General features: G+C 53.2%; 17 protein-coding genes. 6 read left to right on the plus strand and 11 right to left on the minus strand.

What is annotated here, in order from left to right; all coding sequences use genetic code 11:
* Positions 1 to 34: 34 nt before the first annotated feature.
* The gene (locus tag ACAW75_RS03290) at positions 35 to 2740 is read left to right on the plus strand and encodes a hypothetical protein (RefSeq protein WP_370727246.1); all 2706 of its coding nucleotides are present in this window, start codon (positions 35 to 37) and stop codon (positions 2738 to 2740) included.
* A complete protein-coding gene (locus tag ACAW75_RS03295) occupies positions 2737 to 3777 on the plus strand; it encodes an alginate O-acetyltransferase AlgX-related protein (RefSeq protein WP_370727247.1) in 1041 nt (346 codons plus the stop codon). The genes ACAW75_RS03290 and ACAW75_RS03295 overlap by 4 nt, the downstream gene beginning before the upstream one ends.
* Here the strand turns inward: ACAW75_RS03295 and ACAW75_RS03300 are convergent.
* The 7 genes from ACAW75_RS03300 to ACAW75_RS03330 all read right to left on the minus strand — a co-directional run bounded on the left by ACAW75_RS03300 (position 3764) and on the right by ACAW75_RS03330 (position 13967).
* Positions 3764 to 4606 carry a hypothetical protein gene (locus ACAW75_RS03300; protein WP_370727248.1) on the minus strand — a complete coding sequence of 281 codons (843 nt, stop codon included), beginning with the start codon at positions 4604 to 4606 and terminating at the stop codon, positions 3764 to 3766. The genes ACAW75_RS03295 and ACAW75_RS03300 overlap by 14 nt on opposite strands.
* Before the next feature lie 149 nt (positions 4607 to 4755).
* Positions 4756 to 6246: a glutamate synthase subunit beta gene (locus tag ACAW75_RS03305; protein WP_370727249.1), complete on the minus strand. Its 1491-nt coding sequence runs from the start codon at positions 6244 to 6246 to the stop codon at positions 4756 to 4758.
* Between the two features lie 97 nt (positions 6247 to 6343).
* Positions 6344 to 6583 (minus strand): DUF4926 domain-containing protein, encoded by a 240-nt coding sequence (locus tag ACAW75_RS03310; RefSeq protein ID WP_370727250.1) that lies wholly within the window; start codon positions 6581 to 6583, stop codon positions 6344 to 6346.
* An 88-nt stretch (positions 6584 to 6671) separates the two neighbouring features.
* Positions 6672 to 11270 (minus strand): glutamate synthase large subunit, encoded by a 4599-nt coding sequence (gltB, locus tag ACAW75_RS03315; protein ID WP_370727251.1) that lies wholly within the window; start codon positions 11268 to 11270, stop codon positions 6672 to 6674.
* A gap of 353 nt (positions 11271 to 11623) precedes the next feature.
* A complete protein-coding gene (locus ACAW75_RS03320) occupies positions 11624 to 12328 on the minus strand; it encodes an FHA domain-containing protein (RefSeq protein WP_370727252.1) in 705 nt (234 codons plus the stop codon).
* 12 nt (positions 12329 to 12340) lie between these two features.
* Complete coding sequence (locus ACAW75_RS03325) at positions 12341 to 12976, minus strand: FHA domain-containing protein (protein WP_370727253.1); 636 nt, start codon at positions 12974 to 12976, stop codon at positions 12341 to 12343.
* A 103-nt stretch (positions 12977 to 13079) separates the two neighbouring features.
* The gene (locus tag ACAW75_RS03330) at positions 13080 to 13967 is read right to left on the minus strand and encodes a hypothetical protein (protein ID WP_370727254.1); all 888 of its coding nucleotides are present in this window, start codon (positions 13965 to 13967) and stop codon (positions 13080 to 13082) included.
* A gap of 298 nt (positions 13968 to 14265) precedes the next feature.
* On the opposite strand from ACAW75_RS03330, the gene ACAW75_RS03335 reads away from it, so the two are divergent.
* Together ACAW75_RS03335 and ACAW75_RS03340 are read left to right on the plus strand one after the other, a co-directional pair.
* Positions 14266 to 15258: a glycoside hydrolase family 43 protein gene (locus ACAW75_RS03335; RefSeq protein WP_370727255.1), complete on the plus strand. Its 993-nt coding sequence runs from the start codon at positions 14266 to 14268 to the stop codon at positions 15256 to 15258.
* A 40-nt stretch (positions 15259 to 15298) separates the two neighbouring features.
* Positions 15299 to 16441 carry an FG-GAP repeat domain-containing protein gene (locus ACAW75_RS03340; RefSeq protein ID WP_370727256.1) on the plus strand — a complete coding sequence of 381 codons (1143 nt, stop codon included), beginning with the start codon at positions 15299 to 15301 and terminating at the stop codon, positions 16439 to 16441.
* A gap of 138 nt (positions 16442 to 16579) precedes the next feature.
* Here ACAW75_RS03340 and ACAW75_RS03345 read toward each other — a convergent pair whose 3' ends face one another.
* The 3 genes from ACAW75_RS03345 to ACAW75_RS03355 all read right to left on the minus strand — a co-directional run bounded on the left by ACAW75_RS03345 (position 16580) and on the right by ACAW75_RS03355 (position 18892).
* Entirely contained in the window at positions 16580 to 17374 is a 795-nt protein-coding gene (locus ACAW75_RS03345; RefSeq protein ID WP_370727257.1) for an acyl-CoA desaturase, read from the minus strand.
* Between the two features lie 92 nt (positions 17375 to 17466).
* The gene (locus ACAW75_RS03350; protein WP_370727258.1) at positions 17467 to 18144 is read right to left on the minus strand and encodes a DUF4159 domain-containing protein; all 678 of its coding nucleotides are present in this window, start codon (positions 18142 to 18144) and stop codon (positions 17467 to 17469) included.
* Between the two features lie 43 nt (positions 18145 to 18187).
* Entirely contained in the window at positions 18188 to 18892 is a 705-nt protein-coding gene (locus tag ACAW75_RS03355; protein ID WP_370727259.1) for an RsmE family RNA methyltransferase, read from the minus strand.
* A 96-nt stretch (positions 18893 to 18988) separates the two neighbouring features.
* Between ACAW75_RS03355 and ACAW75_RS03360 the strand changes: the two genes are divergently transcribed.
* Both ACAW75_RS03360 and ACAW75_RS03365 read left to right on the plus strand, forming a co-directional pair.
* A complete protein-coding gene (locus ACAW75_RS03360; RefSeq protein ID WP_370727260.1) occupies positions 18989 to 21211 on the plus strand; it encodes a S9 family peptidase in 2223 nt (740 codons plus the stop codon).
* A 311-nt stretch (positions 21212 to 21522) separates the two neighbouring features.
* Positions 21523 to 22077 (plus strand): fasciclin domain-containing protein, encoded by a 555-nt coding sequence (locus tag ACAW75_RS03365; RefSeq protein ID WP_370727261.1) that lies wholly within the window; start codon positions 21523 to 21525, stop codon positions 22075 to 22077.
* Positions 22078 to 22223: 146 nt separating this feature from the next.
* Here ACAW75_RS03365 and ACAW75_RS03370 read toward each other — a convergent pair whose 3' ends face one another.
* A complete protein-coding gene (locus ACAW75_RS03370; RefSeq protein ID WP_370727262.1) occupies positions 22224 to 22766 on the minus strand; it encodes a DUF6580 family putative transport protein in 543 nt (180 codons plus the stop codon).
* Between the last annotated feature and the right edge of the window lie 37 nt (positions 22767 to 22803).

The following is a 22803-nucleotide window of genomic DNA, read 5'->3' on the forward strand; positions in this document are numbered from 1 at the left end:
TAACGCCAGCCGCCTTTTTTATTTTATTCGCGCGATGAAACGACCCGTCTGGTGGCTCCTCGGTAGCGCCGTTCTGGCGTTACTTGGCTGGTTTGGTTATCAGTATTGGGCCAGTGCCCAGCAATCTGTGGCCAGGTACGTTCCCGACGATGCGCTGCTCATCCTTGAAAGCCGTGAATTCCAGAGCGGTCTCTCTGCTCACCCGGGCAGTACCCGACAGGGATTATCCATTCGCCAGCTTCCACTCTTCACTGCCGCCATCAAACGGCTGCAACGCGTTGTCGCCAGTGGCCTCGACTCAGGCCGTACAGCCCGGTTACTGGAGCATAAAACGATTCGTTATTCGCTCCACTCCGTCACTCGCGACGTGCTTGATTTTATCGTTTATGTACCGGTAAACGACAACCAACGATTGGTTGATCAGTTACAACAACCTGACCCCAATCGCTTTCGGGTGCTGAGCCGGCAGTATGACGGGCAGACCATCTACAACCTGCGCGATTTGACCAATCAGTCGTATGGATTTTTTCTGCTCCATCATAACTACCTCATTGGTAGCCCATCAGGCGTATTGGCCGAGAATGTAGCGCGGCACCTTCAACACACAGTGCCTGCAGGCGGCCTTACATTTCCCGATTCGCCCGATAACCTGGCTACGCTTTATGTTCGGGCCGAGACCCTGGATCAGCTTGTTTCGGCTAAATCATCGTCAGGATCATTGTTACGGGCTTTTTTGCCGGAGACGATGACTTTGCAGTTCAGACGGTCGGCTTCACCAACGCACTGGCTGGGCTTTGCGTCTGATGCCGTCGGTAACCGCCAGGCCATAGCTGACCTGTTCGTTGGGCAAACACCACATCGCATTCGGAGTGGCACCCTGATTCCCGCCCGTCTGGCAACACTCTACCACGTCGGCTTGTCGGATAGTCCCCGCTTCGGGCAGGCCTTATCACGCTTGATTCGGTCCACCGATAATCAGGGGCTTATCGAACGCATTGATCGGCTCGACGACCTCCTGCCCACTTTTTATGCGAGCCTGGCTGGTGATTTATTGCTGTGTCGTTCTGAAGCGACCAACGAGGCAACGAGCCAGATCGTCCTGCTGGAAGCAACCGATGTGCGTACGCTCAGTCAGGCCCTGCAAAAAATAGCCTACCGGTTAGGGGCAAGCCGATCAGGCGCTCCCCGTGCTTTTCTGGGCCATCAGTTATTACCCTTATCAGTTAGTGAACTCCCTGCCACGTTACTGTCGAGTTTATTTACCGGGTTTTCGCAAACCTGGATCACCCAGCATGGCAGGTACGTTGTGCTGGGCAATTCAGAAGCCGCTTTGCAAACGTACCTGACGCAACTGGCCAACAAGGCGGTGTGGACAAACGATACCCGATTGAGTCAGCTGCTCGATCAAACCCTCCGTCCCGCCCACCTGACTACGTTTACTCAATTGAACCGATCGGGTCTTTCGGTCACGCGGCAATGGCCTGCTGCCTGGCAAACCCTGCTCGGGCCACTTCCTTTCGGGCAGGTGGAGAATCTGGCCTACCAGGCAGCCTACGGCCAGGATCATGTGTTGTCGACGGTTATCCTGGGACGAACTACCCGGCAGGCTGATACAACGGTGCTGAATAAACTGCTGCTTAGAAAGCGTATTCCCTTCAATGCCAGCCTGATAGCCTCACCAGTGGTTGTCGGCCGTCTGGCAGAGCCGTCAGCGCAGATATGGGCCCAAAATTCGGCTCGGCAATTTGTCTTATTGACCACTGCGAAGGATAAGATCGTACAGGATACCACCGATGGGCCCATTCGTAGCAATGTCGTGGGGGTCGACTGGCGAAATAATGGGCGGCTTCAGTACCTCTTCCTGACCGATCGTTCGCTGTACGTCGCTGATCTCGGTAACCGGACGGTACAGCTTCAGCGAATTGCCCGGCCGCCTGGATTAGCCGCTTCGCTGATTACCCGTTTTAGTGGCAGTAGCCAGTTACCCGATGTAGTTGCCCTGATCGCGCATCAGGATGGTTCCATTTACGGACTGGATCGACGACAGCAAAAACTGATTCGGCTCTTTGCCAGTCGAAATAATTCACCGCTTTTACTGCCCTTCCAGGTGATCAATCAGGGGCAGGGGGCAGCTGTTCTGGGCCTGCAAGCCACTAGATGGCTCAATCGCTGGACCGATCAGGGCGGGGCTGCCGGTTTACTTCAATCCCCCCATTTTCCGGTATTGCTTGATCTGCAGGGGGATAGCACCCGGTTTGCCGGGCCAGCCCTGTGGCTACCGGCCGAAAACAGGATTGCCACCATTACGACATCCGGCGAATTACTTTCGCTGGACGCCAATGGGCAGGTAGCCAGGCGTAAGCAGTTGTATCGACCACTGCGCGGTGGGCAATTCCGGTTGTTTCCCGCTACTGAGCAGACTGGGTACGTCCTGCTTCGGTCAACGGATACTGACGTAGCGATCCTGAACGATCAGGGCGTTCGTCAGTTCGAGTTGCGAAACCTTCGACCCGCCGATACCCATTTGCAATACCACCGGCTGGGTAACGGTGTAGACGTGCTTGCCGTAAAATCAGGTAACTTTACTACGCTTTACACCTTGACAGGCCAACGCATTGGTGACCGACCCATTCCCAGTCTGTTTCCGGTCACGCTGCAATACGACGCCCAATTGAATGAATTGTATGTTGTCAGCAGTATCCAAAAAGCCGTACAGTTATTCACTATCCGCCTTCAATGAAGCTGATTAAAATTTTTACCCTACTGGTTGTTTGTACACTCTGGCTGGGCGGCTGCTCACAGACAGTGAGGCATCTACTGTACGAAACAAACATCATTGCCAACGAGTACCGATTCGGTGATTTGTACCGTCTGTCGAATCTTCCTCAATTTAAAGAACCAGCGGTCAACTGTCCGTCGCCTGTAGCCGCGCCTGATTCCTCGCGCACGCATCTGTACATCATTGGGGATAGCTTTACTGAGCCGGAACGATTGAGCAAGCAGGATTTCCCGGTTTCTTATTTGCGCCAGGTGAAATGGGAGTATAAAGACACGATTCAGCTAGACCCATCTGCCAGAAATGTGTTGCTGATCGAATCGGTTGAGCGGCATTTTCGCGAACACGCCAGGAAGCATACTGCCAATCCTATCGATAATCTGGTCATCGTCAGCGACACCAATAGAATGAGCGGTCTGCAACCAGCCAGCGTACCTGTTGGCAAACAGCTCGTTGATCTGGTGCACTCGGCAGGTATCGAAGAACGGCTGGAAACGGTTCTGTTCAGCCAGGCTGTCTTTTTATGGTTCAGGGAGTTGAAGGCCGCATTAACGTGGGCAGTATTCGACCGGGTCAGCCCAAACGTATCGCTCTCGCAAAATAAGGAGCACGTGTTCATTGCACTCGATACTGATTCGACCAAACGGCTTAACGCCGGTACGGCTCCTTTGCCTGACACAGAGGTGACCGATCTGGTTGAAACGATCAATCGGGCAGCCGCGCGCTACCAGGCGGCCGGGTTCGACCAGGTTCTTCTCTCGATTATTCCCAATAAGGCCACCATTCTCGACCCAACCTTAACGCCGTATAATCACCTGATTGAGCGGGTGCAAACTCAACCAACCCTGAACGTACCGGTGGTGGATGTCTATTCGCCCTACCGGCAACAACGGCAACTGGTTTATGCCCGTGGCGATTCTCACTGGAACTGCATGGGCCGCGCCATCTGGCTCAACGAGGTTACCAGGCAGCTCCGTTCAAGATCGGTTACAGCGCGTTAGCCATGTCGGCGAGCACCAGGCCATATTCATGGATCATTGATTCACCTGCCGGGTATCGTTTCACTTTTTTAGCCGCCTCTTTGTAGAGTGAATGGGCCTTGCGGGCATCGTCGACGGATGCAAACAAGGCGGTCCAGCTTGCCGTCGAATCGAATTTAACCGGTACACGAATGCCCCCGCTATAATACCTGATCGGTAAGCTAATAGCCGCTGGTTTAAATCGGTTGAACTGATTGGTATAAATGGTACGGAAGAAGAGCGAATAGAAGTACAGGCTATTCTTCACCCGGTCCCGCAGTTTTTCATCGCTTTCTGACCGGACTGGATGGGTAAATACGTTCTCCGCCAACGCAGTAAAGCGAAGCTGATCGGTACCCAGGTTCAAGCGATAGAGTTTGTATGTCAGCGGCACCTTCGCCTGTCCAACCTGCCGGCTGACAACCAGCGTTAGCGATTGTTTTCCAAGGATGATCCTGTCATACGTTTCCAGACCGAAGGTGAGTGCGGTTTGAACGTACCTACCCTGCTCGAGCGTCCCCTGCCGGATGCGGTGGCAACGGCCATCGGGAGCAAAGAGGTAGAGGCTATAGGCCAGTGAACGCACATAGCTCATCAACGTAGAATCAGACAGGATGTCCAATGTAGGCTGACTGTCCAGCGGCTGCACACTGGTCAGCAGGTACGTACCCGCCTGAATGCCGTCTGACCGGGTAGTTGCGCGGTCAGCACCAGATTGGCAGCCAACGATCAGCCAACAACACAAAGCGCTCATGATCAGCCCCAATCCGATCGAGTACGCCCGAGATGTCGTTATATCCTTATCCTGCATCGTACAAGGTTTGTCAGGCCAGGCTGTTTATGGGCTGCCCGGAAGGTCTTGTTCTGGTAATTGCTAATGGAGTTGGTCACTACTATCGTATACACGAACAGCCCGGGCGGAATATCCTGCCCGGGCTGTTCGTGTATGCCTTCCGCCTGTTAAGTTGTTGCCAGCAAAGACACCGCCTTGGCTTCCAGGAGGCTCTCCCCCATCAGGTAGCTATCGGCGGCACGCGCCGCTTCACGACCCTCCGAAATCGCCCAGACAACCAGCGACTGCCCACGACGCATATCTCCCGCTGCAAATACATTCGGGTTCGAAACCGTCTGGTAATTGTGGGTTTTTACATTCCCCCGCTCGTCGCGTTCCAGGTTCAGATCAGTTAGTAGTCCTTCATGTTGCGGGTGCAGGAAGCCAGCGGCCAGCAACGCTAGTTCACAAGGCACATCACGTTCTGTTCCCGGCTTTTCCACCATTTGCATGCGGCCGTTTTCGTTTTTCCATTCCAGATCAACAAGCCGTAACGCTTTGAGATTGCCCTCTTCATCCCCGATGAATGCCTTTGTGTTGATCGACCAGTGCCGGTCACACCCTTCTTCATGGCTGGTACTCGTACGCAACATCATCGGCCAATGGGGCCAGGGAGTGCTGTCTGCACGTTCTTTCGGCGGCATAGGCATCAGCTCAATCTGTGTCACGCTGGCCGCTCCATGCCGGTTAGACGTACCTACGCAGTCAGACCCGGTATCGCCCCCACCAATCACCACGACGTTTTTGCCAGTGGCCAGTAGCTCACCATTGTAGTAGGGCACCCCCCGGTGATCTATCGTAACCGATCGGCCAGCGACCCGTTTGTTCTGTTGGCTCAGGAATTCCATGGCCGGATAAACACCCTTCAGTTCACGGCCAGCAATTGGCAGATCGCGGGGAACGGTTGAGCCCCCGGTAAGCATCACCAGATCAAAATCGGCCAGTAAATCTTTGGCCTTCAGATCAACGCCCACGTTAATACCCGTTTGGAATATGATTCCCTCCGCTTCCATCACCGCCAGCCGACGATCGATCGTCCACTTCTCCAGCTTGAAATCCGGAATACCGTACCGGAGCAGTCCACCAGCCTGATCGGCCCGCTCGAAGACCGTAACCGTATGACCAGCCTTGTTCAGTTGAGCGGCGGCGGCCAGGCCAGCTGGTCCAGACCCTACAATAGCGACTGTCTTACCTGTACGTTTCAGGGGCGGCAATGGCTTTATGTATCCTTTTGAAAAAGCTACTTCAGCAATCGACTTTTCAACGAACTCAATGGCAACCGGGGGTTTGTTAATGCCCAGTACGCACGCTGATTCGCAGGGGGCCGGACAGATCCGTCCGGTAAACTCCGGAAAGTTGTTTGTCGACGACAGGATTTCCCAGGCATACTCCCAGTTTTGCTCGTAAACGGCATCATTGAACTCAGGGATGATGTTCCCCAGTGGACAGCCGCTATGGCAGAATGGCGTTCCACAGTCCATACAGCGGGCAGCCTGTTTCTGGCTATCTGCTTCCGAAAATGGCTGCTCAATCTCCTTATAGTCGTGTACCCGCGTAGTTACGTCGCGCTTTTTGGGTAATTCACGGGTAAATTCTAAAAATCCGGTAGGTTTTCCCATTTTACAATGAATGAGTGAATGAGTGGCGTTCTGGATGAAGTTACCATCTAACTGGGTCACTACAATGCAAGGTTTTTCGCCACTATGAAAGGTTAGTTCAAGCCGCCAGTTGCAGTTCAGGCACATGAAGAATAGCCATAGCCTGATCTATTTTTTTATTTGGTTCGGTCGAGTGTTTCAACGCAATTGTTTTTCCGACAGCGTTTACAAACTCTACGTCAAAAGCTTGCTGATCGCCATGAATCATTGCTATCGTACCAACATCCCCACGAACTAAGTTCGCACCGGGAAGATCAATCAGCAGCGCTACAAGGTCAGTTTCATCAATTAGTGTCATAATCAGTTCGGATAGGCCGTTACTGTAAGTATCCACCCAGCTTCCGATTAGGTACGTCGGCGAGTACAGCGTTTGGTAGTTTCATCCACTACAACCCCTGCGCCACATCAACGACAATATCCTGATAAACTACACTCTTATCGCGGATCTGATCGCTCAATGCAATACCACGGCTGGCTAGTGCCTGCTTGAAATCGGTCGGAAGCACCTTCACAAATTTCTTGATCTGTGCCTCCCAATCCTGAATGAGCGACAGCGCAACGTTACTGGTGGTGTACTGAAAATGCTTCTCCACATACTGCCGCAGAATACCCTGATCTTCCTCATTCAGTGCATCCAGGCTCACCATTTCTGCATTGACCTTTGGCGCAAAGGTGCCATCGACATCATACACGTAAGCCACACCGCCCGACATACCGGCGGCAAAGTTTTGCCCAGTGCGGCCGAGAATGATGGCCAGCCCCCCCGTCATGTACTCCAGCCCGTGGTCGCCAACGCCTTCAACGACGACTTTCGCGCCTGAGTTACGTACCCCGAACCGCTCACCCGCCATCCCCCGAATGTAGGCCTCTCCGGCTGTAGCTCCGTAGAACGAAACGTTACCGACAATGCTGTTCTCTTCGGGCTTGAACGTAGCGGTACGGTCTGGGTAAACAATCAGCTCTGCCCCACAGAGGCCCTTGCCAAAGTAGTCGTTGGCATCGCCCTCAAGTTCGAGCCGCACGCCGGCTGTGGTGAAGGCCCCAAAACTTTGGCCCGCCGTACCACGCATTTTTACGTGAATGGTATTGGTTGGCAAGCCTGGTCCGCCGTATGCTTTCGAAATTTCATTCGACAGCATCGTACCAATGCTCCGGTTGATGTTCTGCACTGTGTACTCGCCGTATACTGCTTCGGCGTGCTGGAGTGCTGGCTGAGCCAGTTCGATCAACTGGCGATCAAGAATATGATCGATCCCGTGATCCTGATCTTCCTGTTTGTACAAGGCCACATCAAGGCTGGCTGGCTCGCGGAACAGCATTCCCGAGAGGTCCAGCGTTTTGTATTTCCAGTTGGTAATCTCCGGACGCATCTGCAACATCTGTACCTGGCCAATCATCTCGGCAACACTGCGGAAACCGAGTTCGGCCATGATCTCGCGAAGTTCCTGCGCCATAAACGTGAACATATTCACTACATGTTCAGGCTTGCCTGTAAACAAGGCACGGAGTTCTTTATTCTGCGTGGCAACGCCTACCGGACAGGTATTCAGATGGCATTTACGCATCATGATGCACCCCGCAGCGACCAGAGCTGCCGTGGCCACACCAAACTCTTCAGCTCCCAACATAGCCGCCACAGCCAGGTCACGACCCGTTCTGATCTGACCATCGGCCTGAACCGTCACCCGGCCACGCAACTTATTTTTAACTAAGGTCTGGTGCGCCTCCGCCAGGCCAAGCTCCCAGGGCAATCCGGCGTGACGAATGCTCGATAGCGGAGAGGCCCCCGTGCCCCCGTCATGACCCGAGATGAGGATATGATCGGCGTGCGCTTTGGCAACCCCGGCGGCAATGGTCCCCACTCCCGCTTCAGATACCAGTTTAACGCTGATTCTGGCGGCGCGGTTAGCATTTTTCAAATCGAAGATCAGCTGAGCTAAATCTTCAATAGAATAGATATCGTGGTGGGGGGGCGGTGAAATCAGGCCAACTCCCGGCGTACTATGCCGGGTACGTCCTATCCAGTCATCAACCTTATGACCCGGTAGTTGTCCACCTTCGCCTGGCTTTGCCCCCTGCGCCATCTTAATCTGGAGTTCACGCGCATTGCTTAGGTAATGGCTGGTAACGCCGAACCGGCCCGATGCGACCTGCTTGATAGCCGAATTCATGCTATCGCCGTTTGGCATCGGTGCAAATCGCAATTCATCTTCTCCGCCTTCACCCGAATTGCTCTTTCCACCAATTCGGTTCATGGCAATGGCCAATGTGGTGTGGGCTTCCCACGAGATAGACCCAAACGACATGGCCCCTGTGGCAAATCGTTTGAAGATAGCCTCGATCGGCTCCACGTCCTCAATCGGAACAGGCGTGGCTTTCTTAAACGATAACAGGCCACGAAGCGTCAGCGCATTCTTGGTCTGGTCGTCGATCAGCTGACTGTATTTTTTAAACAGCTTGTAGTCATTCTTCTGCGTCGACTGTTGCAGCAGGTGAATGGTATCCGGGTTAAAGATGTGCTTCTCTCCCCGCTGTTTCCACTGATATATTCCCCCTACTTCTAACCTGCGGGCAGACACTGACGGAAGAGGTGGAAAGGCAGTATGATGGCGAACCAGTACCTCACGGGCTATTTCGGCTAGCCCCATGCCACCAATCCGCGATACCGTACCCGTGAAGTAATGATCAACGACCGACTTGTTCAGGCCCAGGCACTCGAAAATCATGGCCCCCTGGTACGACTGAAGCGTTGAGATACCCATCTTCGAGAAGATTTTCAGCAACTCACCGTTCACCGCTTTGATATAATTCTTGTACAGTTTCTCCAGGTCGTAATCCACCTGCAACTGGTTCTTTTCTCGGAGACTGGCGATCGACTCAAACGCCATATAGGGGTTCACCGCCGACGCGCCATAGCCAATCAAGGTGGCCACGTGGTGCGTTTCCCAGACATCCCCCGCCTCGACCAGGATGCCTACTTTACCACGCAGTCCTTCGCGAATCAGGTAGTGGTGCACCGCTGCCGTTGCCAGCAAGGAAGGGATGGGCGCATGGTTTGAGTCGATGGCGCGGTCAGACAGCACCAGGATGGTGTACCCGTCTTCAATGGCATCTTTTGCATAGCGGCAAACCCGGTCAATCGCCCGTTCAAGCGATTCGCCTTTCCCATCCGCCAGGAACAGGGTGTTCACCGTTTTTGCCTGGAAATTTGGCCGGTCAATAAACCGTAGTTTATCAAACTCCTGCGTGGTCAGTACGGGCTGCTCCAGTTCTACCTGACGGCAATGCACAGGCGTTTCCGACAACAGGTTGCTGGTGGCGCCCACAAACGAGATCAGCGACATAATAGCCCGTTCCCGAATCGAATCGATGGGTGGGTTGGTTACCTGGGCGAAGAGTTGCTTGAAGTAGTGGCTTAAATGCTGGCTTTGCTCCGACAACACAGCCAGCGGTACATCGGTCCCCATCGAGCCAAGGGCTTCTTTGCCCGTTTCGACCATCGGGGCCAGGATCATCCGCAGGTCTTCGGTGGTAAAACCAAACGCCTGTTGCAAGCGAAGCAACGACGATTCGTTGTAACGGCTGTAGGTACGTGCCGGGGCCGTGAGGTCTGCGATCTTTATTTTATTCTCATCGAGCCATTGCTGATACGGCTGGGCAGAGCAAATCTCGTTTTTGATTTCTTCGTCGGCAATAATTCGCCCCTGCTCCATATCGACGACGAACATCTTTCCGGGCTGGAGCCGGCCTTTGGATACCACTTTACTCTGGTCGATATCGAGCACCCCCGCCTCAGAGGCCATAATCACCACATCGTCGTCGGTCACCCAGAACCGCGACGGGCGCAGGCCATTCCGGTCAAGTGTAGCGCCAACGATCCGGCCATCGGTGAACGAAATTGAAGCAGGGCCGTCCCAGGGTTCGATTAACGCAGCATGGTATTCATAAAACGCTCTCCGGACGGGGTCCATGTGCGTGTTGCCGTCCCAGGCCTCAGGAATCAGCATCATCATCACGTGCGGTAACGAGCGGCCACTCATGACCAGCAGCTCAATGGCATTATCCAGATTGGCAGAGTCAGACTGCCGATGGTCACAGATGGGTAACAGCATGTCCATCTCTTCTGGCGTAAACAGGCTCGATTCCAGCAGCGATTCGGCCGCTTTCATCCAGTTTACGTTACCTTTCACCGTATTGATCTCGCCATTGTGAGCGATATAACGGAAAGGCTGGGCCAGTTTCCAGGATGGAAAGGTGTTCGTTGAAAAACGGGAGTGAACAACACCAAGTGCCGACACCACATCTTCGTTTTCCAGGTCAGGAAAATAAGGCTCAAGCTGTTCGGTTGTCAGCTGCCCTTTATAGGTAATCGTTCGGCAGGAGAGCGACGAGAAATAAAAGTCACCCACGCCCGATATGCTTTCGTTAATGATGCGGGTGCTGGTGTTCCGAAGCACGTACAACTTACGCTCGAAATCATCTGTGTTCGTGACAATGGCGGGGCGCTTGATAAACACCTGCTCCATCTGCGGTTCGCAGGAACGTGATGTACCGCCCAGCTCACTGTTGTTGACGGGAACAACCCGGTAACAGAGCAGTTCGAGGCCCAGTTTTTTCATTTTCCGGTTCAGAACGGCCCGGCATTCTTCCCGTAGCCATACATCTTTCGGAAAATAAACCATCCCCACCCCATAAGCGCCCGCGGCGGGCAAATGAACGCCGAGTTTCCGGCATTCATCCACAAAAAACTCATGCGGAATCTGGATGAGCAGGCCAGCCCCATCGCCGGAATTTCCTTCGGCACCCACCGCGCCCCGGTGTTCCATCCGGCGCAGCATGAACAGCGCGTCGGATACGATGCGGTGCGATTTACGGCCCTTGATGTGGGCAACAAATCCAATACCACAGTTATCGTGCTCAAATTCGGAACGATATAGACCTGCTTGAGCAGGTTGATCTGTACCCAGGTCGACTTGGTCAGCCATGAACGAGATGTAGGTTAGATGGCCGGTAGCCGAGGAGCCGTGTGCAGGGCTCTGTGGAACCGACGCTGTATTACGGAAACAACGAGCGATTCTGGTTACGAATAAACGTCAGTATGCTGGAGCGTATGTTCGTATTGTCTGTGATGAAAGCCACGCAATATACACGTTGCATTCTTCGGTAAAAAGGCGAACCGGCCAAATTTCGTTCGCTCTGAACGAATTATGATTTAAGTAATAAAACTCCTGAAAAAATGACTATTTTTCAAGGATATAGCGCCTGAGCCACGATATTCGCGATTGAATGGGTGCTCAATTCCTAATACTTCTATTGCACGATACGCAGGCCCGACCGATTAAAATACGGTCGTTCGGTTGGGGTCATAGTTGGTCTGATCGGGCAGATCATTCATCGAAAAGTCGGCGGAAGAGACACTGTCGATGGCAAAACGCAGGATGGTACTTCCCGCCATGATCAGGTCGTCGTGCTCCAGACAGATACAATCGCGGGATGGCTTGTCATCCTTATCGGCGTAGAGTTGCACACTGGTGATCCCGTTTACCGTCTGCCTGGTAATCCGGGTACCATGCACGCTACTGAGGTCAGAGACAATGTACGAGGGTTGCTTGTTGTGCATGCGTGAGTCAATCTGGAAGTGCAGACGGCTCATTTTTTTGTCGTCAGTTTGAATCGGATGATCGCTCAGGTCAAATTCCGATTTTCGACCAAATGTCTGCACCCGCCCTTCGCCGATCATCAGCCGCAGAATGCCACCGTCCATACTTTGCACTTCCAGATAGGCCGTTCGTTTAGCGGACGGCATCGGGTCATCGAGCAGAATAGTAGGCGTGGTTGACGGCGGCAAGGTACCGGTGGCGGCAGTCTCTCCCGCTGCTGGTTGAGGACGCGGTTCGGCAACGCCCAGACAGACCACCGTGCATTTGGGTTGTTTACCAACCAGGCAGTTTACGGAAGCCTTCTGATCGGCCTTCCAGGCAAAATCACTCTCAGTATCGAACTGCTTCAGGCAATCAGGGCAACTGAACTTATAAATGGCCATGGCAGAATAAGGTTATATGGTCCAGATGGCGCCGCAACCGGCCAGGCAATGGCCCTGTTTTTGGTTAACAGACCGTTGCAATAACATCCTGAAACTTGAGTCGCGGGTCAATGGAAAGGGGGTCCCACATTTGGGACAGGCGTATACCTGGGTCATCTGGGCTTCGAGATCGGCTAACTCGCGTTTCTTTCGGGCCGACCGCTCTGCGCCCAGTAACCGACCTAGCGCCATCCCGATCAGGGGCACCCCAACGGTTAGGTCAGATACCTGATCGGCCAGGTTCCGGCTTTCCAACTGCTCTTTCAGCGAAACATAGTCTTCCCAGACACCTTCCAGTTCGGCAAATTCGCGGGTATAGTCATCTGGATTTCGGGAGAACGCTTTTATTAAGCGGCGATAGGTAAGTACCTGATTCCCGACACGTACCTGGTCGTCTGGCTGTAGTCGACGCCTGACAATCCGAAAATCGTTCACGTAGGTACCGTTCGAGCTGTTATTATCCTCCAGCCAATAGCCATCCCCCTCTCGCGACGGCTGCCTGGTGACACGGGCATGTAACTCTGTGACCGACAGTGTAGGCACCACAATATGATTGGCCTTACCGCGCCCGATGGTAATCGACTGTTTTGAAGCGGGTTCCGAATTCATGAAAACGAATCTGCGACTTGTTCGATGGTCTATAGACAATCAGCGGTCAGACGAAACGCCGCCTGACCGCTGAAAAATTACGACAAAAAATGATACCGCGCCGCTATTCACCCAGGTGGTGCGGGTCCATTCCGTCGAAGTTATCGTGCGACGGATCATACTCAAACTGAGCATGATGGTCAATTGAATCAATTGTACTGCCGGCTATACTTCCATGATGTACAGAACTGGCATCGTGTTCAGCCAGCAATGGCTCGGCTGGATGAACGTCAGCAGCTAAGGGCATCGGAGTGACTTCCTGATCGGAAACGGCCGCCAACGGAACAACGGTCATGGCGGGAACTACCGCCGCCACCGGTACAGCTTGTTCGGTCGGGTGATCATCGGCAACGGCTAACTGCGGTTCGGCCGCAGGTACGTGATGCTCATGCGGCTCAACGGATGGATGAACCACCCGCGACGGCATGGCTGGTTCAACGGCCGATGTAGCCTCATTGTCGATCGGTAACGTGGCGATGAAGGCGGCCCTTGCCTCTGGCGTCAGTTTTTCTTCTTCATCCTTGAAGTATGTATTGAACAGACCACCTTCTGGCTTACCGACGTGCCAGTTGAAATGATGCGCAGGCCCCATCTGATGACGGGCCGCGGCAAAAGCTTCATCGAATGTCAGTTCGTCCAGACGGTCGAGCGGCCAGTTCAATTTATCATCGGGGGATTCCACTGGCATGACAACCGGCACAACCGGTACCGACGCCCTGGCGCGCGCGTCGGCAGCCGCTGCTGCGGCAATGTCTGACGCATTGTCATCAATGGGCGCTTCAGTACCGCTCCCATCATCAAGCAAACTCAAGCCATAAGCCGCAGCACCGAGCACAACGGAGCCCCCAACCGCTGCGGCAACGGCTTTCTTGTGATCATTCGGCTCTTCAATGGTGTTGGCATCGGGCGTCACTTCCGGATACTCCTGATAAGCGGGATTATTTTCGTACATGGACAGTTGGCGTTTAGTGGACTCTATCGTGAAAAACGGGTCAGCAGCCGTGAGTAAAAAAACAAGACTCAACAGGCTAATCGACCGATTTACTAACGAGGTCAGAATTGAAAAGATTTGCTACTAATTTAAAAGAATAGATAATACAGGACAATTAAGCGCTTGATTTATTTACTGGTTACCTAATCCAGATAATTACCAGCCTATCGTTGATCGATCGGCAGTTCAGCCTCAACACCAGGCAGGGCGGGGTAATCTGACGCCGACTTTACCTTTGTATTGAAAACCTCTCAACACCATGCGTTGTCTTCGTCCATCAGTCTATTTACTATTGTTTATCTCTTTCGCCGGCTTTGGCCAGTCGGCAAAACCCGCTACGTCGGGCAATCCCCTCTTTCCTGGTTGGTATGCGGATCCAGAGGTAGCCATTTTCAAAAAAGAGTACTGGGTTTACCCTACTTTTTCTGCGCCGTACAACCAACAGGTTTTTCTGGATGCCTTCTCTTCCCCCGACCTGATTACCTGGACAAAGCACCCACGAATTATCGACACAAGCGCGGTCAAATGGGCCAAACGGGCCATGTGGGCTCCATCGGTCATTGAAAAAGGGGGCAACTACTTTCTGTTTTTCGGGGCCAATGACGTTCATGAAGGGGAGATTGGCGGCATTGGTGTAGCCGTCGCGAACAAGCCTGACGGACCCTTTCGCGACTACCTCGGCAAACCCCTGATCGGCACCATCCAGAATGGCGCACAGCCCATAGATCAGTTTGTCTTTCAGGATAAAGACGGGCAGTATTATATGCTCTATGGTGGCTGGCGGCACTGCAATATCGCTAAGCTGACCAACGATTTCAAGGGGTTTACGCCTTTTTCAGACGGTAAAACATTCCGCGAAATAACGCCCAAGGGCTACGTTGAAGGCCCCATGATGTTTATCCGCAATGGGAAATACTACTTCATGTGGTCGGAAGGCGGGTGGACTGGCCCCGACTATTCGGTGGCCTATGCTATTGCCGACTCCCCATTCGGTCCCTTTGAGCGGGCAGGCAAAATTCTTCAGCAAGACCCTAAGGTAGCCACCGGCGCCGGTCACCATTCGATCCTGCGCGTGCCGGGCAAGAACCGGGCTGAGGAAGACTGGTACATCGTGTACCATCGTCGGCCGCTCACCGAAACCGACGGCAACCATCGCGAAACCTGCATCGACAAACTGGAATTTGACGAAAAAGGAGCTATAAAACCGGTCCAGATTACAGTAGAAGGCGTGCACGCTCATCCGCTGAAATAGCTGACCAGCAAGCCCGGGACGTACCTACATCGCTCGACTCATGAAAAAACGAATCACCCTGGCTTGTCTGGTATTCGCCGGCTTCACCCTGTCGCAGTCGGCCAATCCGCCGCACTTTGTCAAGTATTTTGTTGCCGCCGAGAGCTACGAGTCGGCCGGGGTGGCCGACGTAGATGGCAACGGTACGCTGGATATAATCTCGGGCGATTTCTGGTATGAAAATGACGGGACTGCCCGACCTGGCTTTCGCAAACGCCACCTGATTGGCCATCAGAAACGGGAAGATCAGTATTACGATGATTTTTCGACCATTGCCTTTGACGTGAATGCCGATGGTCGACCAGACATAATCACGGGTGGCTGGTGGAGTGGACGATTACGCTGGCTGGAGAACGTACCCAAAGGGGATTGGCCCATCCACGAGATTGCCAATGTCGGCAATGTGGAAACTACCCGCGCCTGGGACGTTGATGGCGATGGCAAACCGGAACTATGCCCGAACAACCCGAATAAACCGCTCGTTTACCTCAGCTACCAGCCCAATCATACGTTTACACCGGTCGCTGTTCATAGCACACAGGGGCATGGTCTTGGTTTCGGGGATATCAATGGCGACGGGCGCGGCGATTTTATTATCAGCGATGGGTGGCTTGAACAGGGGGGCGAAAAGACCCATCCAACCTGGACGCATCACCCTGAGTTCAAGCTAGGTACCGCCAGCGTACCCGTCCTGGTGGTCGATGTAGACGGCGACAAGCTGAACGATTTGATTGTCGGGCAGGGGCACGGCTATGGGCTTCACTGGTACAGGCAGGTACGGGCTGCCGGGGAACGTACCCAGCGCGCCTCTTCGTGGGAAAAACACAGTATCGACGAAGAGAACTCGCAGTACCACGTCATGGAGTGGGTCGATATCACCGGCGATGGCAAACCTGAACTTGTAACCGGCAAACGGTTCCGCGCTCATAACGACAACGACCCTGGTTCAAATGACCCGGTCGGCCTCTACTATTTCACGGTGGATAAAGGGGTGTTTAAAAAGAACGTGATCAGCTATGGACCAGCCGGTGAAGGCAAAGGAACCGGCATTCAGTTTGCTACGGCTGACCTCCGGCGCTCCGGTCGAACCGATATTGTGGTGGCGGGAAAAGACGGATTGTACGTCTTCTTTACGGAGAAGTAGGGAGTACCTGACCGCCAGAACGAAAGGCGGACAATAACCAGACAAAAAGCGCCACGGAGAGCACTGAGGAAAGAGGTTGAACTCTTGCAACTCAGTATTCTCCGTGGCGCTATATTAGCCCTTTTAACGAGGAGACGCCTAAACCAGTTCTTCAACCCGGCGTTCGTGGCCAGTCTCGAATTCAGCCGTTGCCTTTACCGGACGCATCTTGATGATTTTCAACCCCGACAGCACTTTGATCATTGGGTACGTTGGGTCGAATTCAAACCATTTGGCGCCGAAGTTGGCTGCGTTAGGCCGTTTGTGGTGGTTATTCTGGAACAGTTCGCCCATCATGACCACATCTAAAATCAGTGAGTTTTTCGACTTGTCGTGGTTATCAAAGTTCGAGTATCCGTACTTGTGACCGCTCCAGTTGATGATGGCGCCATGTACTGGTCCCATTACAAAGTGAACGGGTAACAGGAAGAAAAACGCCCAGTGCATATCCAGGTAAATAAACGCGAAGATGTAGAACAGGCTGTAGGCAACACCCCAGCCAAGACGAGACACCCACGAATCGCCCAGCTTTTCGATCAGGTTCCACTCGGGATAGTTACGGTCGAACTGGCGCTCGATGGCCTGTTTACGGTGCAACACGGCGTTGTAGATGTTCTTGGTTTGCCACATCATCGTAAACACGTTTTTGGTGTGGTGCGGCGAGTGCGGATCTTTGGGCGTATCACTGAAGGCGTGGTGCATCCGGTGCAACACGGCGTAGGCCCGGGGACTCAGATACGATGAGCCCTGCGAAACGTAGGTCAGCGCATAGAAAAAACGCTCCCAGAACTTACTCATCGAGAACATTTTGTGCGCGGAGTAACGGTGCAGGAAGAACGTTTGGCAAAACAAAGAGAGATACCAGTGCGCAACAAAAGCGGCTACAACTATCACAGACTAATGTGTTTAAAGGTGTTAGACAACAAACAGAACAAAAATACAATTTTTCCGGGTTGCTATGCCTTATATACGAAATTTAGGCCCATTTAGTTGGCTATTGTCGTGGCGTACTGCAATAAATTTGCGCCCATCCGCAAGGCTGCCTGCCGAACCGACTCAGGATCATTGTATACGGCCTGATCCTCCCATCCATTACCAAGGTCGCACTCATAGCTGTAAAAACAGACCAGCCTGCCCTGATAGATCAGCCCAAACCCCTGGGCCGACTTGCCATCATGCTCGTGCACCTTCGGCAAGCCACTCGGAAACTTGAATTTCTGATTGTAGATCGGGTGTGAAAAAGGCAATTCAACAAAAGAGAGTTCAGGAAAAACGCGCTTCATCTCCCGCCGAATGAACTTGTCGAGTCCGTAATTATCGTCGATGTGAAAAAAACCGCCCGACATCAGGTAACGGCGCATATTCTGCACTTCGGCATCTGAGAATGACACGTTACCATGGCCGGTCATGTGTACAAACGGGTACGAGAACAAGTCGGGGCTACCCACGTCAACGATGTCTTCTTCCGGAAAAATATTCATCCTGAGCTGCTGGTTGGCAAACTTGATCAGGTTGGGCAGGGCTGTTTTATTGGCGTACCAGTCGCCGCCGCCATTATACTTCAACTTGGCAATCCGATAAGCATACGGCTGTGCCTGTACGCTGGTATGGCCTATTGTGAACTGCCCAAGTACTAAGAGGGCGAAGATGACCAGTTGTTTCATAGCGTTTCGAAAACCTACGGGGTGCTTATTGATGAAACTAAAGCTATTGATTAATAAAATTTAACACCTGGCATGCCGTTAAAGCTGCCGTTTCGGTACGCAACCGGTTTGGGCCCAGGGTTGCCAGTTGAAAGCCTGCCTGTTCTGCCTTCTGCAATTCAGAGGCCGAAAAATCACCCTCAGGCCCAATCAACACGGCATACCGGCCCGCCTGAACGGCTTGTTTTCCCAGCGGACGTACAGGTACGTTGGCGGGAAGATGGGCAATATATCGCCCAGCTTCTGTAACTGATGAGAGCATTTGGGAAAAGGGCACGGCTTCATCGAGTATGGGCATCCAGGATTGAAGCGATTGTTTCATGGCAGCAGCCGCAATCTTTTCTATCCGATCCAGTTTCAGCACACGTCGTTCTGAATGCTGACCAATAAAAAAACTGATCCGCTCAATGCCCAGCTCAACGGCCTTCTCCACGAACCATTCAATACGGTCCAGATTTTTGGTAGGGGCCACGCAGACGCGGATGGAAAACGAGCGGGGCGGTGTCGACTGAATGCCCAGAATCCTGAATGCACAATGCTTGTCGGCCTTGGTAATAACGCTGTCATAACGATTTCCGCGCCCGTCCGTGATGCCAATTTTATCGCCTATACCTAATCGCAGGGTTCGCGTAGCATGGCGGGCGTCGTCGTCAGTGAGCAGGCCCGCTGCATCAGCAGGCGTAAGAGTAGGTTGGTAAAACAGGTGCATGATGGGAGAATGGTGCCGGTAAAAATAGTGAAACGCTGAGTAGAGCCGACCAGCTGTGTAAAAAGCATGTAACTTCACTTCTTCAATTCATCTTCTATGCGTTTAAATCGATCCCTACTTCTCTTCACTGGGTTGCTGATCGCCCATCTGGCACCTGCGCAGTTTCGGTCCCGCGCCCTACGCTGGTCGGCCGACGGCAATGCGACCCTTTCTAGTGCCAGAAACGGAATCATCCGTACCGATGTTCGAACCGGCACGGAAACAGAACTGGTCTCGTCCGCACAACTCACACCGGCGGGCAGTAAAAGCCCCATCACCGTGGCTGATTTCACTTTCAGCCAGGACTCTACCACCGTGCTGATTTTTACCAATACCGCCCGGGTCTGGCGGTATAATACCCGGGGGGATTATTACGTACTCACCCGCCCGGCCAATGGTCGGCCAGGTACGTTGCGGCAGGTTGGCGTTAGACAACCTGCTCAATCGTTGCTCTACGCGAAACTATCACCCGATGGCAAACGGGTGGCGTACGTGAGCAAGAGCAACCTGTTCTCTGAAGAAGTGGCAACGGGTAACACCACGCAGCTAACGACCGATGGCACCCGCCAGCGCATCAACGGTACGTTCGATTGGGCCTACGAAGAAGAGTTCGGATGCCGCGATGGGTTCCGCTGGAGCCCCGACAGCAAGCAACTGTTGTACTGGCAGGTCGACGCGAGTAAAATCCGTGACTTTTTAATGATCGACAATACCGACTCGATCTATTCCTTTACTATTCCCGTCGAGTATCCTAAAGTCGGGGAATCGCCCTCCCCCACTCGCCTCGGCGTTGTGTCTGCTACGGCCGGGCGGGGTGCCGTACCACCCACCAAATGGCTGGCTATCCCTGGCGACCCGGCCCAGCATTACCTGGTTCGGGCCGAATGGTTCCCGACGGGTAACGAACTGATTGTCCAGCAGTTGAACCGTAAGCAGAATGAAAGCATCCTGTATGTCTGCCAGCCTGCCAAAAATACGGTGACGCCCGTTTTCACCGAAAAAGATAACGCCTGGATCGATATTAAAGCCCGCTGGGACCGCGATGACCCAACGGGCTGGGAATGGACCAACGGGGGGAAATCGTTTCTTTGGGTGTCAGAAAAAGACGGATGGCGGCACATTTACCAGTTCAGTCGCGACGGAAAAACACAGACCTTGCTGACGCCGGGCAACTACGACATGGCCGAACTGGAGCGTATCGACGAGCGCAGCGACGGGGCTGGGTACGTTTATTTCACGGCCTCACCCGACAACGCGACGCAACGGTATTTGTATCGGGTACCGCTGAGCGGGTCGGGCAAAGCGGAGCGGCTTTCGCCAGCCAATCAGGCCGGTACGCATGGGTACGATGTGTCGCCGAACGGTCAGTTTGCCATGCATACCTTTACGAACGCCACCACGCCCACCACGCGCAACTGGGTGAAACTTCCCGATCACTCCCCCCTGCGCGCTGGTACTGCCGCTTCCAGATCCGGTCAGGCACGTGGTAAAAACATTCGGTTCTTTACCGTCACCACCGCCGATAAGGTCACCCTCGACGGCTGGATGGCGCTCCCACCCGCTTTCGATAGCACCAAGCGATACCCCATTGTTTTTCAGGTATATGGTGAACCAGCAGCCGTGACAACAAATGATGTTTTCTCGGCGGGTAACAACGACCTGTTCATGGGCGATATGCTCAAGGAAGGCTACATTTATGCGGCCCTCGATAACCGGGGTACACCCGCACTCAAAGGAGCCGCCTGGCGAAAGAGCATTTACCGGCAGATCGGCCGAATCAACATTCGCGATCAGGCGATGGGGGCCAAAGCGCTTTTTGCCCGTCATCACTTCATCGATACCAGCCGGGTAGCGGTTTGGGGCTGGAGTGGTGGCGGCTCTACCACGCTGAATCTGTTGTTTCAATACCCCGAACTTTACCAGACCGGTATTGCTGTTGCCGCCGTGGCCAACCAGTTGACATACGACAATATTTACCAGGAACGGTACATGGGGTTGCCCCAGGAGAACCGGGACGATTTCATCGCCGGATCACCCATTTCACACGTGAAAGGGCTGAAGGGTAACTTGCTGTACATTCACGGAACAGGCGACGACAACGTTCATTATGCCAACGCCGAAATGCTGGTCAACGAATTAGTGAAGTACAACAAAACGTTCCAGTTCATGGCCTATCCCAACCGGTCGCATGGCATCTATGAGGGCGCTGGCACCCGTCAGCATTTAAGCACGCTATACACCGATTTTCTAAAGAAAAACTGTCCGCCAGGCGCTCGGTAATTGCTTTTACTGTCGCTCATTCAGGGCGCTTTGCTTACACTATCTGGCAAAAAAGCCGACACGGTGCTGCTCAACCCGGAGCGTACGGTGTCGGCTTTTCTGCTAAGTAGTTTAAACCTGAGCCAATAAGTATCCCCGATGGCCCGGCCGTTTATTCAATTTAATATAACACATTAATTGACTATATGTCAAGCAGTTACAAAATAGTTTAATGTCAATAAAATCCAACTTATCAAGTATTCCCGTAGGTCTTCCCGTCGATCGATCACACACATTTTTCACTCACAAGTAAGTAAAACAAATTACATAACATGAAGACGATTAAACTTCTTTTTTCGATGATTGCCGTAGCTGTGATCGGCACAGGCGCTTTTGCACAGGAGAAAACAGTTACGGTTGGTGGTGCCCCTATGTACCCATCAAAAAACATTGTTGAAAACGCGGTAAACTCGAAAGACCACACAACGCTGGTTGCTGCCGTTAAGGCTGCCGGGCTGGTTGAAACCCTGTCGAGCCCTGGCCCGTTCACCGTGTTTGCGCCTACCAATAAAGCGTTCGATAAGCTACCTGCCGGCACAGTGGAGACACTGGTAAAACCAGAAAACAAAGCCACACTGACAGGTATTCTGACTTACCACGTAGTATCGGGTAAACTCAGCGCCATGGACCTGATGGACAAGATCAAAGCGGGTGGCGGAAAAGCAACGCTGAAAACGGTAGCAGGTGGCACACTGACAGCCACTCAGAAAGGTAAAAAAATCATGCTGACCGACGAAAAAGGCGGCATGGCAACTGTGACCATCGCCGACGTAAACCAGTCGAACGGCGTGATTCACGTAATCGATACCGTGTTAATGCCTAACTAGGCGCACGGTTTACCCCCTATGTCGATGTGCCCGGGCCCAATGGTCCGGGCTTTTTTGTGGGTACGTATGGGTACGTTGTTCCAGGGCCTGGACGCAAAAAAGCCCGGACCATTGGGCCCGGGCTTTTTTGTTTTATCAGCAGTCGATCAGGCCATTTCTGGACGTAGTACCGGGAAGCGACGTTGCAGGAGCGCATATCCTCCGAAAAGGACACCATTGAAGAATAGGTCACCTAGTAAGCCATTCAGGAAAAATGACTGATGCTTATAGAAAGCGAGACCAGCCGTGTAGCAACCCAAAAGGCCGCCAGCAGTTTGCGGGTAATAGGAACTACCGTACCAGACGGCAAAGTTTGTGATCAGGAAAAACAGGATAGAGGCGGCAATTGACCCACCCACTACCCGGCCAAACGTTGGTTTACGCAAGGCAACTACACCGATCAGCCAGGCGAGGGCCAGCGAACCGTATACTGCGCCCATTGTGCCGTGGAAACCAATCAAGGCATCGCTCAGCAGCATGGCCAATACCGGTACAACCAACCCAAGCCACTTCCGTTCGAACAGGGCACCGCCAAACAGGGCCATGGCCATCACTGGCGTCGCATTGGGCGGATGCGGACTAAACCGGGCAAGGGCAACCAGCAATACGAGCGAAGCAGTAGTGGTCAGTCGAATTTGAAGTGGTTTCATAGATAAAATGACGTTTATGGCTCTACGTTCAAGCCAC

The organism is Fibrella arboris (assembly GCF_041321095.1).
Classification (GTDB): Bacteria; Bacteroidota; Bacteroidia; order Cytophagales; family Spirosomataceae; genus Fibrella; species Fibrella arboris.